Consider the following 12,758-nt stretch of genomic DNA (forward strand, 5'->3'; position numbering starts at 1 on the left):
CTCGTCCGCTGATCTGCTGGGCGTCCTCGCCACCGACATCGCGCGTCCAGCGCACGGGGCTACGATCGGGTACGTGCCTGCAGTCAATCTCGGAATGCCGAAGGTCCCCGAAACCCTTGCCCCGCGACGCAAGTCGCGGCAGATCAAGGTCGGCAAGGTCCTCGTCGGAGGCGACGCTCCCGTCAGCGTCCAGTCGATGACCACCACGCCCACCACGAACATCAACGCGACCCTCCAGCAGATCGCCGAGCTCACCGCCTCGGGCTGCGACATCGTGCGCGTCGCCGTGCCCAGTCGCGACGATGCGGAGACGCTGCCGATCATCGCCAAGAAGAGCCAGATCCCGGTGATCGCCGACATCCACTTCCAGCCGAACTACGTGTTCCAGGCGATCGACGCCGGCTGCGCCGCGGTGCGCGTCAACCCCGGCAACATCCGCAAGTTCGACGACCAGGTCGGCAAGATCGCCGCCGCGGCCAAGGCCGCCGGCGTCTCGATCCGCATCGGCGTCAACGCCGGGTCGCTCGAGCCCAGCCTGCTGCAGAAGTACGGCAAGGCGACTCCCGAGGCGCTCGTCGAGTCCGCGGTCTGGGAGGCGTCGCTCTTCGAGGAGCACGACTTCCACGACTTCAAGATCTCGGTCAAGCACAACGACCCGGTCATCATGGTCAAGGCCTACCGTCAGCTCGCCGAGCGCGGCGACTGGCCGCTGCACCTCGGCGTCACCGAGGCGGGCCCCGAGTTCCAGGGAACGATCAAGTCGGCCACGGCCTTCGGCATCCTGCTCGGCGAGGGCATCGGCGACACCATCCGCGTGAGCCTCAGCGCGCCTCCTGCCCAGGAGGTCAAGGTGGGCCTGCAGATCCTCCAGTCGCTCAACCTGCGCGAGCGCAAGCTCGAGATCGTCAGCTGCCCCAGCTGCGGCCGTGCCCAGGTCGACGTCTACAAGCTCGCGAACGACGTCACCGACGGCCTCGAGGGCATGACCGTCCCGCTGCGCGTCGCGGTCATGGGCTGCGTCGTGAACGGCCCGGGCGAGGCCCGCGAGGCCGACCTCGGCGTCGCCTCCGGCAACGGCAAGGGCCAGATCTTCGTCAAGGGAGAGGTCATCAAGACCGTGCCCGAGTCCGAGATCGTCCAGACCCTGATCGACGAGGCCAACCGCCTCGCGGCAGAGATGCCCCCTGGCGAGGTCGGCTCACCCCAGGTCCTGACGGTCTAGTCGCCTCCGCCTGGCCCGCGGCTCACTGCACCGGGTCCCGTGCACTGCACCCCGTCCCGCGCACTGCACCGCGTCTGGACCCGATGCAGTGCACGAGACGCGGTGCGTTGCGGCGTCGTCGGTCGGTCGGTCGGTGACGGCGAGTCGGCGTCGGCGAGGTGTCGCGAGTCGGCGGCCAGGGCCACGAGGGCTGCCGACGGTCTGCGCCACGTCGCGTGCACCCCAGGCCCGCAACGCACCTCCTCGAATTCAGGAGGTGCGGGTCGAGTACTCCTGATCCGTGCACGACTCAGGAGCCCGAGTCCTGCACAACCGCAACTCAGGACTCGGAGTCCTGAACACGGCGGTCGGACCACGCCGGTGTGTCGCCGTGTGACGCGCCGATTGTGACCTCGCCCGCCCCTCCGGTCACGATGGAGGGACGCACGGTCGTGGTGCCGGCAGCAGCAGCCGGCGACGTGCGTCGCACCGTCTGAGAGGAACGTCATGTCCGAGGCAACACCCCTGATCGAGGCCCCGAAGAAGAAGCGCGGTCGCCTGATCGCGATCGTCGTGGCGGTCGTCGTCGTGCTCGCCGCCGTCGGCGTCGGCATCGCCGTCGCGAACCGCGGCGGAGACGCCGTGCGCATCGGGGTCGTCGGCGCCAGCGACCCGTACTGGGCCACCTTCACTCAGGCCGCCGCGGACGAGGGCATCGACGTCGAGATCGTCGACTTCGCGAACTACGAGCAGCCGAACCCGGCGCTGACCGAGGACGAGCTCGACCTGAACCAGTTCCAGCACATCGTCTACCTGGCGCAGTACGACGTCTCGGCCGACGCCGACCTCGTGCCGATCGGCTCGACGGCGATCTACCCGCTTCCCCTGTACTCGCAGGAGCACACCTCGCTCGACCAGTTCAGCAAGGGCGACACCGTCGCCGTGCCCGACGACGCGAGCAACCTCGCCCGCTCGCTCCTCGTGCTGCAGTCGAACGGCCTGATCGAGCTGAAGGACGGCGGGAACATCTTCTCCGGCCTCGACGACATCGACACCGACGCCTCGACGGTCACGGTCTCGCCCGTCGCCGCCGACCTCGCCGCGACCTCGCTGCCCGACTTCGACGGCGCGATCATCAACAACGAGTACGCCACCAAGGCGGGCCTCTCGCCCGACTCGATCATCGCCCAGGACGACCCGGCCGACCCGGCCTCGCTGCCCTACGTCAACGTGTTCGCGGCTCGCGAGGGCGACGCGGACGACGAGACCTACAAGAAGCTCGTCGAGATCTACCAGGACACGAAGGCCGTCACCGACGGCGTCGTCGAGAACTCGGGCGGCACGGCACTCACCACGAAGGTGCCCGTCGCCGACCTGCGCGAGTCGCTCGAGCAGACGAAGGAGCTCGTGGAGCAGAACGGCTGACGCCGCCTGCCCCCGCCCGGGCCCGCCCCGCCCGCCACGACGGCGCGCGGGTCGGGCCCTTCCGACCGTGACGAGGAGACCATGCCCGCCATCACCCTGACCGACGTCGTCAAGACCTATCCGCCCCGCGAGAAGGGCGCCGCCCCGCTGACGGCCGTCGACGGCGTCAGCCTCGAGATCGCCGACGGCGAGATCTTCGGGATCATCGGCTACTCCGGCGCCGGCAAGAGCACGCTGGTCCGACTGATCAACGCCCTCGAGCCGACCACGAGCGGCCGGATCGAGATCGACGGCCGACCCGTGACCGGGCTGCGCGAACGCGAGCTGCGGGGCGTGCGGGCCGGCATCGGCATGATCTTCCAGCAGTTCAACCTGTTCTCGTCGAAGACGGTCTGGGGCAACGTCGAGTTCCCGCTCAAGGCCGCCGGCGTGCCGAAGGCCGACCACCAGCGGCGGATCAGCGAGCTGCTGCACTTCGTCGGGCTGGCCGACAAGGCGCACGCCCGCCCCGACCAGCTGTCGGGCGGCCAGAAGCAGCGCGTCGGCATCGCCCGCGCCCTCGCGACGTCCCCGGGCGTGCTGCTCGCCGACGAGGCGACGAGCGCGCTCGATCCCGAGACCACGCAGGAGGTGCTGGCCCTGCTCCGGCGGGTCAACGCCGAGCTGGGCATCACCATCGTCGTCATCACGCACGAGATGGACGTCATCAAGTCGATCGCCGACCGCGTGGCCGTGATGGACCGGGGACGGGTCGTCGAGATCGGGCGCACCTTCGAGGTGTTCTCGGCCCCGCGCGAAGCGTCGACACGGCGCTTCGTCTCCACCGTCGTCGCCGGCTCGCCGGCTGGCGACGACCTCGCCGCGCTCCGTCGACGCCACGAGGGCCGTCTCGTGACGGTCCGCGTGTCCGAGGGCGGCGTCGACCAGCAACAGGTCTTCGGCGTGCTCGCCCGCCACGGAGTCCGCTTCGAGATCGTCTTCGGCGGCATCGACGAGATCGGCGGCCGCACCTTCGGGACCCTGACGCTCGCCCTCACGGGCGCCGACGGCGACGTCTCCGCCGCCGTCGCCGAGCTCGGGGCCGCCGCGACCGAGCTCCCGGCCTCGCTCGCGACCGAGGCCACGACCGAGGCCGCGCCCGACCGGCCGACCCACGACGAGGAGGCACGCTGACCATGGACTCCCTGATCGACCTGCAGCCCCAGCTCTGGAAGGCGGCCTACGAGACCGTCTACATCGTCGCGCTGACCTTGCTCTTCGGCGGGCTCGGCGGACTCCTCCTCGGGCTGGCGCTCTACCTCACCCGCGAGGGCGCGCTCTTCGCGAACCGCGTCGTCTTCGGCGTGCTCAACGTGGTCGTCAACGTGTTCCGGCCGATCCCGTTCATCATCTTCCTCGCGGCGGCGCAGCCCCTGGCCCGGGCGGTCGTGGGCACCGGGGTCGGCAACACCGCGATCATCTTCACGCTCTCCCTGGCGGCCTCGTTCGCGATCTCGCGCATCGTCGAGCAGAACCTGCTCACCGTCCAGCCGGGAGTCGTCGAGGCGGCCAGGGCGGCGGGGGCAGGGCCGTTCCGGATCATCGGCAGCATCGTGCTGCCCGAGGCGCTCGGACCGCTGATCCTCGGCTACACGTTCATCTTCGTGGCGCTCGTGGACATGTCGGCGGTCGCCGGCTACGTCGGCGGCGGGGGACTCGGCGCGTTCGCCCTGCTCTACGGCTACCGGCAGTTCGACCCCGTGGTCACGTGGGGCGCGGTGCTGCTCATCATCGTGCTGGTGCAGCTGGTCCAGTTCCTGGGCAACCACCTCGCGAGGAGGGCGCTCCGGCGGTGACGTCGGAGGCCTCGGTTACAGTGGGCCGGGTGACCGACACCTCGACGACGCCCCCGCCTCCCGCCGCGGTCGGCACCCCCATCAGCCCTGCGGACCTCGAGCGCGCGGCCCGTGTCGTCGGTGCCGTGTCCCACGCGTTCTCCCGCAAGGTGGTGGGCCAGACGGGCCTGCGCGACACCCTGCTGATCGCGCTCATCACCGGCGGGCACGTGCTGCTCGAGAGCGTCCCCGGGCTGGCCAAGACGACCGCGGCGGCGACGCTCGCGCAGTCCGTCGAGGCGAGCTTCACCCGCATCCAGTGCACCCCCGACCTGCTGCCGAGCGACATCACGGGCACGCAGATCTACGACGCCCAGAAGTCGACCTTCGTGACACAGCTCGGTCCCGTGCACTCGAACTTCGTTCTGCTCGACGAGATCAACCGCTCGAGCGCGAAGACCCAGAGCGCCATGCTCGAGGCGATGCAGGAGCGGCAGACGAGCATCGGCGGCACTGTGTACCCGCTGCCCCGGCCGTTCCTCGTGCTGGCCACGCAGAACCCCATCGAGCAGGAGGGCACCTACCAGCTGCCCGAGGCGCAGCTCGACAGGTTCCTCCTCAAAGAGGTGCTCGACTACCCGTCGCCCGCAGAAGAGGCCGAGGTCATCCGGCGCATCGAGGCCGGCGTCTACGACGAGCAGCAGGTCGACGCGCCGACCGGCGTCTCGCTCGAGGACGTCGTGTGGCTGCAAGACCTGGCCAAGCGCGTCTACGTCGACGCGTCGATCGTCAACTACATCGTGCAGCTGATCTACGTGACGCGGCACCCGCAGCAGTACATCCCCGGCAGCCTCGCCGACTACGTCCAGTTCGGCGCGAGCCCGCGCGCGAGCATCGCCTTCATGCAGGCCGCTCGCGCCCTGGCTCTGCTGCACGGCCGCGACTACGTCATCCCCGAAGACGTGAAGCACCTGCGGCACGGCGTCCTGCGGCACCGCGTCATCCTCGGCTACGAGGCCACGGCCGACGACGTGGCGCCCGAGACGATCATCGACGCTGTCTTCGCCTCCGTGCAGACGCCCTGACGACCGTGGCGAGCCTCCTCCTCCGGGTGCGCACGAAGATGTCCCTGTTCGCGCACCGTCGCACCCTCGACCTGCTCGAGGGCGGCTGGGCGTCGGTCCACCACGGCCGCAGCCACGACTTCGACGACCTCAGGGCCTACGTGCCGGGCGACGAGGTGAAGGACATCGACTGGAAGGCCACCGCGCGTCACGGTGAGCCGCTGGTCAAGCGCTACGTCGCCAGCAGGAGGCGCTCGCTGGTCCTCGTCGTCGACACCGGTCGCAACATGGCCGCGACCGCCGCCAGCGGCGAGACGAAGAAGGAGATCGCGATCATGGCGGCCGGCGCCCTGGGCTACATCGCGTCACGGCACGGCGACGTCGTCTCGCTGGTCGCCGGCGACGAGGGCGGCACCGTCGCCCTGCCTGCCGGTGCGACCGAGGCCCATCTCGAGCGCCTCCTCCGCCAGGTCGACGGCCGTGTGTCGCTGGACGCGCCCAGGAGCGACCTCCGGGGCGTGCTCGACTGGGTCGCCAGGGGCGTCCGCCGCCGATCGATCCTCGTGGTGGTGACCGACGACGTCGTCGTCGACGCTGAGCTGGTGCGGCTCCTCAGACGGCTGCGCGCGCAGCACGAGATCGTCTGGGTCACGGTCGGCGACGCCGACCTGATGACGCGGTCGGGCCACGCGAGAGACGTCTACGACGTGCAGGAGGTGACGGCCCTGCCGGCCTACCTGCGCGAGAACGCCGCGCTGCGGCAGGCCTTCGACGAGTCGTCGGAGCGCCGTGCCGACGACGCGGGCCGGCAGCTGCAGGCCCTGGGCATCAGCAGCCAGAGGCTGTCGAGCCAGGCGGCGGTCGTGCCGGGGCTCTTCACCCTGATGGAGAAGCACCGCCGTGCTTGACGACAAGGGCTTCTTCGGCCCGTACCAGTACCAGCACTGGGTGCTGTGGCTGGTGCTCGGGCTGCTCCTCCTCGCCCTCGTCGCGGCGTGGATCGTCTTCGTCCTGCGCTTCTCCGCCCGGCGCTTGCCGCCGTCCGAGCGTCGTGCCGCCGAGGCGGCCGTCGTCGACCTGCCGTCCGTCCGGCTCCGCTACCTGGGCCTGATCGACGAGGTGCAGGCGGCCTCGCGCGACGGCCGCCTCGGCGAGCGGGCCGTGCACAGCCGGCTCAGCCTCCTCCTCCGTTTCTTCGTCCACGAGACCGCGGGTGCCGACACGCACGTGATGACCCTGGCCGACCTGCGCGAGGCCGACCTGCCCCGCGTGGCCGACGCGGTCGAGCAGTGGTACCCGCCGGCCTTCGCCCAGCAGCACCCCGGCGACCCGGAGCAGGCCGCCGAGACTGCTCGCGAGGTGGTGCGCTCGTGGTCCTGATCTGGTGGTGGGCGCTCCTGGCCGCACTCGTCGTGGTCGGCCTCGGCGCGTGGCTCTGGCTCGTGCTGCGCCGCCGTGAGCGCGCCCGGCTGCGACGGGCCGGCACGCCCGTCGCCCACAGCGAGCGCCTGACCGAGCTGCCCGTGTACCGCCGGCTCGTCGCGCGCTACCGCACGGCGCTCGTGGGCGCGCTCGTCCTCGTGATCGCCCTGGCCGGGCTCGGGGCCCTGCTGATCGCGCGGCCGGGCACGGTCCAGGTCGTCGAGCCGCCCTCCTACAAGCGCGACATCGTGCTGTGCCTCGACGTCTCGGGGTCGATGACCGAGGTCGACTCCCAGATCGTCGCGACCTTCGCCGAGCTCGCCTCCGGCCTCGACGGCGAGCGGATCGGGCTGACCCTGTTCGACAGCTCGTCCGTCCAGGCGTTCCCCCTGACCGACGACTACGACTTCGTGGCCGAGCAGCTGAGCCAGTACCGGGACTCGTTCGACAGCGCGGGAGAAGACGGCAGGCGCTACTGGACGGGCACGGACCTCGGACAGGGCGCCTCCCTGATCGGGGACGGCCTGGCCTCCTGCGCCCTCAGCTTCGACGGGGGCAGCGAGAGCACGCGGCCGAAGTCGATCGTGCTCGCCACCGACAACTACGTCAACGGCGCGGCCCTGCTGACGCTCGACGAGGCGGGGCAGCTGGCGACCGACCGCGGCATCAGGGTCTACGCGCTGAACCCCGCGGACTACTCGGACGACGCGGTCGCGGACCAGGTGGCCGGCGAGCTGCGCACCGTCGCCGAGTCGACCGGTGGCGCCTACTACGCGCTCGACGGCGCGACGACCGTGGGCGAGATCATCCAGCGGATCGACGACCAGGAGGCGGGCCTCTTCACCGGGACGCGCCGCCTCGTCACGACGGACGCACCGCAGGCCGCCGTGATCGTCGCGCTCCTGCTGGCCGCGGCCTCGTTCGTCCTGCTCTGGCGGGTGCGGCTGTGACGGCCGCCACGGCGCCGCTGCCCGCCGCGATCGTGCTGCAGCCCGTGCTCCCGTGGTGGCTGCTCGCCGTCGTCGGCGTCGCCCTGCTCGGCTTCGTCGGGTGGCGGGTCGTCGCCGAGCGGGGCGACCGCCGCCTCCTCCGCAGCTGGGCACGCCGGCTCGTGATCGTGGTGCTGCTGCTCGTCGTGGCCGTGCGTCCGGGCGTGCCGGGCGGCAGCGCGCAGGCGTCCACGGCGGCGCTCAACGTGTTCTTCGTCGTCGACACCACTTCCAGCATCGCGGCGGAGGACTGGGACGGCGACCGCCCGCGGCTCGAGGGCGTCCGGGCCGACGTCGACGCGATCGCGAGCGAGCTGGCGGGCGCACGCTTCTCGCTCATCTCGTTCGACAGCACCGCAGTGCTCCGCACGCCGCTCACGGACGACGCCGCGGCCGTCGTGACGGCCGCCTCCGTCATGAACCAGGAGATCACCTACTACTCGAGCGGCAGCAGCATCAGCGAGGCCTCGGACCTGTTGGCCGAACGGCTGCAGGAGGCGCGTGACGCGGACCCCGAGAGGGCGAACGTCGTCTACTACCTCGGCGACGGAGAACAGACGGCCGACGAGCCGCCTGGCTCGTTCGCGGCCGCCGCGGGCGACGTCGACGGGGGAGCGGTGCTCGGCTACGGCACCGCTGCGGGCGGGCGCATGAAGGTCTTCGACGGCTACGGCGACGCCTACAGCAGCACCGAGTACATCAAGGACCGCAGCCAGCCGGGCGAGCCGGACGCGCTGTCCGTCGTCGACGAGGACGCGCTCCGCGCGATCGCCTCGCAGCTGGGGGTCGACTACGTGCACCGGGACGCCGGCACCGGGGTCGACGCGGTCGTGGCCGATGCGCGCGACGGCGCTGTCGCCTCCGACGAGGGACGCGCCGAGGCCGTCGTCGACCTCTACTGGATCGCGGCCGTGCCGTTGTTCCTGCTCGCCCTCGTCGAGGTGTCCGTCGTCGCGCGGGCCCTCGCCGAGATCCGCGTGCGGCCACGGCCCGACCGGTCGTCAGGAAGGACGTCGTCGTGACCGACACCCTCGCCCCCGCACCCGTCGACCCGCCGCCCGTCGACGGTCGTGCCCGAGACGCGGCCCCCGCCGAGCTGACCGTCGACCAGTACCGCCGGCGCCTCCGCCGCCGCCTGTTCCTCTGGTCGGCACCGGTCGTGCTCGTCGTGCTCGTCGTGGCGCTGAAGCTGCTCAGCCTCCCGCTCTTCGCGGCCCTCGCCCAGCAGGCCTACGACGGTCGTGCCTTCGAGCGCGCCGCCTCCCTGACCGCCCCCCTCGGCGTCGCGAACGTCGTCGAGCCGTGGGTGCACCACTTCGACCGGGGCACCGCCTGGGCGCAGGTCGGCGTGCTCGACGTCGCGCGCGACGAGTTCGTCACCGCGCTCGACCTCGCTCCCGAGGGCGACGAGACCGTCTCGTGCGTCATCCGCACCGACCTCGTGCTCGTCATCGAGGCGCAGGGCGACGCGGCGCTGCTCGAGCTCCGGTACGCCGACGCCGAGCAGCTGTACGAGCTCGGGCAGTCGACGATCGCCGAGGCGCCGGAGGGCTGCTTCCAGCCCCCGGAGGACCCGCAGCAGCCCGACACGTCGCAGCCGCTCGACGACGCCCAGGGGAGACTCGGCGACAAGCAGCAGCAGGCCGAGGGCGGCGACCAGGGCGACCCCTCGGGAGGCGACGGCTCGGATCCCGGGCAGGGCGGCGGCCAGGACGAGGGCGAGTCCGGCCAGGGCGGATCCGACCCGCTCGACCAGCTGCAGCAGCAGGGCGACCGGAGCCAGCAGGAACGCCAGCAGGACACCGACCGCGAGCGGTACTACGAGCAGGCCCCTGGGGAGTACGACGGCAAGCCCTGGTGACCGTGACCGACGGGGTCCTCCGGCCCCGGGGCCTCGGCCCGTCCGGGCACGCCCCTATGCTGGGCGGGTGTCCACGCGCCTCTCCCAGCTCTTCGTCCGCACCCTCCGTGAAGATCCCTCCGACGCGGAGGTGACCAGCCACCGCCTCCTCGTGCGGGCCGGCTACATCCGTCGCCAGGCACCGGGCGTGTTCGCCTGGCTGCCCCTCGGCCTGCGGGTCAAGGCCAAGATCGAGGCCGTCGTCCGCGAGGAGATGACCGCCGCGGGCGCCCAGGAGGTGCACTTCCCGGCCCTGCTGCCGCGTGAGCCCTACGAGGCGACCGGCCGCTGGACCGAGTACGGCGAGGGCATGTTCCGCCTGAAGGACCGCAAGGACGCCGACTACCTGCTCGCGCCCACGCACGAGGAGGCCTTCACCCTCCTGGTGAAGGACCTGTACTCGTCCTACAAGGACCTGCCGCTGACGCTGTTCCAGATCCAGGACAAGTACCGCGACGAGGCACGGCCCCGCGCGGGCCTGCTGCGCGGCCGCGAGTTCACCATGAAGGACGCCTACTCGTTCGACGCCACCGACGCCGGCCTCGAGGCGAGCTACCAGCTGCAGCGCGACGCCTACGAGCGCATCTTCACGCGCCTGGGCCTCGAGTACGTCATCGTCCAGGCCGACGCCGGCGCCATGGGCGGCTCGCGCTCCGAGGAGTTCCTGCACCCCACCGAGGTGGGCGAGGACACCTTCGTCCGCACGGCCGGCGGCTACGCCGCGAACGTCGAGGCCTTCACGACGATCGTGCCCGAGTCGATCCCGCTCGAGGGCCTCGCCGACGCCGTCGCCCTCGAGCCCGCGGACACCCCGACGATCGCCACGCTCGTCGACCAGCTCAACGAGTCGCACCCGCGGGCCGACGGTCGTCCGTGGACCGCCGCCGACACGCTCAAGAACGTCGTCGTCGCGCTCACCCACCTCGACGGCACCCGCGAGGTCGTCGTCGTGGGGCTGCCCGGCGACCGCGACGTCGACATGAAGCGCCTCGAGGTCGCCTTCGCGCCGGCCGAGGTCGAGGCCGCGGGCGACGCCGACTTCGCGGGGCACCCCGCGCTCGTCAAGGGGTACCTCGGGCCGCAGGTGCTCGGCAGCGAGTCGGACTCGGGCATCCGGTACGTCGTCGACCCGCGGGTCGTCGAGGGCTCGGCGTGGGTCACCGGCGCGAACGCGCCCCGCCTGCACGTGTCGGGCCTCGTCGCCGGCCGCGACTTCACCGCCGACGCCGTCATCGAGGCGGCCCAGGTCCGCGAGGGCGACCCGGCCCCCGACGGCTCCGGCCCGATCGAGACCGCCCGCGGCATGGAGATCGGCCACGTGTTCCAGCTCGGCCGCAAGTACGCCGAGGCCCTGGGCCTCAAGGTCCTCGACGAGAACGGCAAGCAGGTCACCGTCACGATGGGCTCGTACGGCATCGGCGTGACCCGCATCCTCGCCGTGATCGCCGAGGCGAACAACGACGCCAAGGGCCTCGTCTGGCCTGCGGACGTCGCGCCGTTCGACGTGCACGTCGTCGCGACGGGCAAGGACCCCGTCGTCTTCGAGGTCGCCGAGGCGCTGACGGCCGAGCTCGAGGCGCACCGCCTCGACGTGCTCTACGACGACCGCCCGAAGGTCTCTCCCGGGGTCAAGTTCGGCGATGCCGAGCTGCTCGGCGTCCCGCAGATCGTCGTCGTCGGGCGCTCCGCCGGCGAGGGGATCGTCGAGCTGTGGGACCGCCGCACGGGCGTGCGCACGCCCGTCCCGGTCGCCGAGGCCGTCGCGGCCCTGTCGGCTCCGCGCGCCTCCTGACGTCGTCGGCCCGCGCCTCCTCGTGTCCCCACGGACGCAGGAGGCGCGGGCCGCGTCCGGTGCTCCGCCCCCGCCGCACTCGGGTACCGTAGGGGGATGCTGTGCGCGCCACCGTGTGCGCAGCCTGAAGATCTGAACAGTGGAGGCCCTCAGTGGACATCGACCTGAGCGTGCTGCGTCTCATGGAACGCGAGCGCGAGATCCCCTTCGAGGAACTCGTGGGCATCATCGAGCAGGCCATCCTCACGGCCTACCTCAAGCACACCGACCAGCCAGAGAGCCGCGTGCCGACGGCACGGGTCGAGCTCGACCGCAAGACCGGGCACGTGTCCGTGTTCGCCATCGAACGCGACGAAGAAGGCGAGGTCGTCGGCGAGTCCGTCGACAGCCCCAGCGACTTCGGCCGCATCGCCGCCTTCGCGGCGAAGCAGGTGATCAACCAGCGCCTGCGCGACATCGGCGACGACAAGGTGCTCGGCCAGTTCAAGGGCCGCGAGGGCGACATCGTCGCCGGCGTCATCCAGCAAGGGCCGAACCCCCGCATGGTGCACGTCGATCTGGGCACGATCGAGGCCATCCTGCCTCCCGAAGAACAGGTGCCCGGCGAGAAGTACGACCACGGCACGCGCATCCGCGTCTACGTGACCGGCGTCAGCAAGGGCACGAAGGGGCCGCAGATCACCGTCTCGCGGACGCACCCCTCGCTCGTCCGCAAGCTCTTCGCGCTCGAGGTCCCCGAGATCGCCAGCGGCGTCGTCGAGATCGTCTCCCTGGCCCGCGAGGCCGGGCACCGCACCAAGATCGCGGTGCGCGCGACCGAGCCCGGCGTCAACGCCAAGGGCGCGTGCATCGGCGAGATGGGCGCGCGCGTCCGCGCCGTCCAGACCGAGCTGGGCGACGAGAAGATCGACATCGTCGACTACTCGAGCGACCTGCCCGTATTCGTGGCCAGTGCGCTGTCGCCGGCCAAGGTGTCGTCGGCCTTCGTCATCGACCAGGCGACCAAGGCCGTCCGTGCCCTGGTGCCCGACTACCAGCTGTCGCTCGCGATCGGCAAGGAGGGGCAGAACGCCCGTCTCGCCGCCAAGCTCACGGGCGCGCGCATCGACATCCAGCCGGACTCGATCCTCGAGGACGACTGACCGACCCCG

12 protein-coding genes are annotated in these 12,758 nt (G+C 71.5%); all 12 read left to right on the forward strand.

Going from position 1 to position 12,758, the window contains the following annotated elements; translation table 11 throughout:
* Window positions 1-73: 73 nt before the first annotated feature.
* Complete coding sequence (gene ispG, locus JOE35_RS07980; protein WP_191330158.1) at window positions 74-1,222, forward strand: flavodoxin-dependent (E)-4-hydroxy-3-methylbut-2-enyl-diphosphate synthase; 1,149 nt, start codon at window positions 74-76, stop codon at window positions 1,220-1,222.
* A 486-nt stretch (window positions 1,223-1,708) separates the two neighbouring features.
* The gene (locus JOE35_RS07985; protein WP_209560647.1) at window positions 1,709-2,626 is read left to right on the forward strand and encodes a MetQ/NlpA family ABC transporter substrate-binding protein; all 918 of its coding nucleotides are present in this window, start codon (window positions 1,709-1,711) and stop codon (window positions 2,624-2,626) included.
* Window positions 2,627-2,707: 81 nt separating this feature from the next.
* Window positions 2,708-3,799 (forward strand): methionine ABC transporter ATP-binding protein, encoded by a 1,092-nt coding sequence (locus tag JOE35_RS07990; RefSeq protein ID WP_209560648.1) that lies wholly within the window; start codon window positions 2,708-2,710, stop codon window positions 3,797-3,799.
* Between the two features lie 2 nt (window positions 3,800-3,801).
* Entirely contained in the window at window positions 3,802-4,461 is a 660-nt protein-coding gene (locus JOE35_RS07995; RefSeq protein ID WP_123546270.1) for a methionine ABC transporter permease, read from the forward strand.
* Window positions 4,462-4,490: 29 nt separating this feature from the next.
* Window positions 4,491-5,525: a MoxR family ATPase gene (locus JOE35_RS08000; RefSeq protein ID WP_209560649.1), complete on the forward strand. Its 1,035-nt coding sequence runs from the start codon at window positions 4,491-4,493 to the stop codon at window positions 5,523-5,525.
* 26 nt (window positions 5,526-5,551) lie between these two features.
* Complete coding sequence (locus JOE35_RS08005) at window positions 5,552-6,412, forward strand: DUF58 domain-containing protein (RefSeq protein WP_307802994.1); 861 nt, start codon at window positions 5,552-5,554, stop codon at window positions 6,410-6,412.
* Window positions 6,405-6,884 (forward strand): hypothetical protein, encoded by a 480-nt coding sequence (locus tag JOE35_RS08010; protein WP_209560651.1) that lies wholly within the window; start codon window positions 6,405-6,407, stop codon window positions 6,882-6,884. The genes JOE35_RS08005 and JOE35_RS08010 overlap by 8 nt, the downstream gene beginning before the upstream one ends.
* Complete coding sequence (locus JOE35_RS08015; RefSeq protein WP_209560652.1) at window positions 6,875-7,876, forward strand: VWA domain-containing protein; 1,002 nt, start codon at window positions 6,875-6,877, stop codon at window positions 7,874-7,876. The genes JOE35_RS08010 and JOE35_RS08015 overlap by 10 nt, the downstream gene beginning before the upstream one ends.
* The gene (locus JOE35_RS08020) at window positions 7,873-8,937 is read left to right on the forward strand and encodes a VWA domain-containing protein (RefSeq protein ID WP_307802995.1); all 1,065 of its coding nucleotides are present in this window, start codon (window positions 7,873-7,875) and stop codon (window positions 8,935-8,937) included. The genes JOE35_RS08015 and JOE35_RS08020 overlap by 4 nt, the downstream gene beginning before the upstream one ends.
* Entirely contained in the window at window positions 8,934-9,776 is an 843-nt protein-coding gene (locus JOE35_RS08025; protein ID WP_209560653.1) for a hypothetical protein, read from the forward strand. Before JOE35_RS08020 ends, JOE35_RS08025 begins: the two co-directional genes overlap by 4 nt.
* A 67-nt stretch (window positions 9,777-9,843) precedes the next feature.
* Complete coding sequence (locus tag JOE35_RS08030) at window positions 9,844-11,607, forward strand: proline--tRNA ligase (RefSeq protein WP_209560654.1); 1,764 nt, start codon at window positions 9,844-9,846, stop codon at window positions 11,605-11,607.
* A 152-nt stretch (window positions 11,608-11,759) separates the two neighbouring features.
* The gene (gene nusA / locus JOE35_RS08035) at window positions 11,760-12,749 is read left to right on the forward strand and encodes a transcription termination factor NusA (RefSeq protein ID WP_209560655.1); all 990 of its coding nucleotides are present in this window, start codon (window positions 11,760-11,762) and stop codon (window positions 12,747-12,749) included.
* The last annotated feature ends 9 nt before the right edge of the window (window positions 12,750-12,758 follow it).

The sequence above is a fragment of the Frigoribacterium sp. PvP032 genome (assembly GCF_017833035.1).
GTDB lineage: Bacteria > Actinomycetota > Actinomycetes > Actinomycetales > Microbacteriaceae > Frigoribacterium.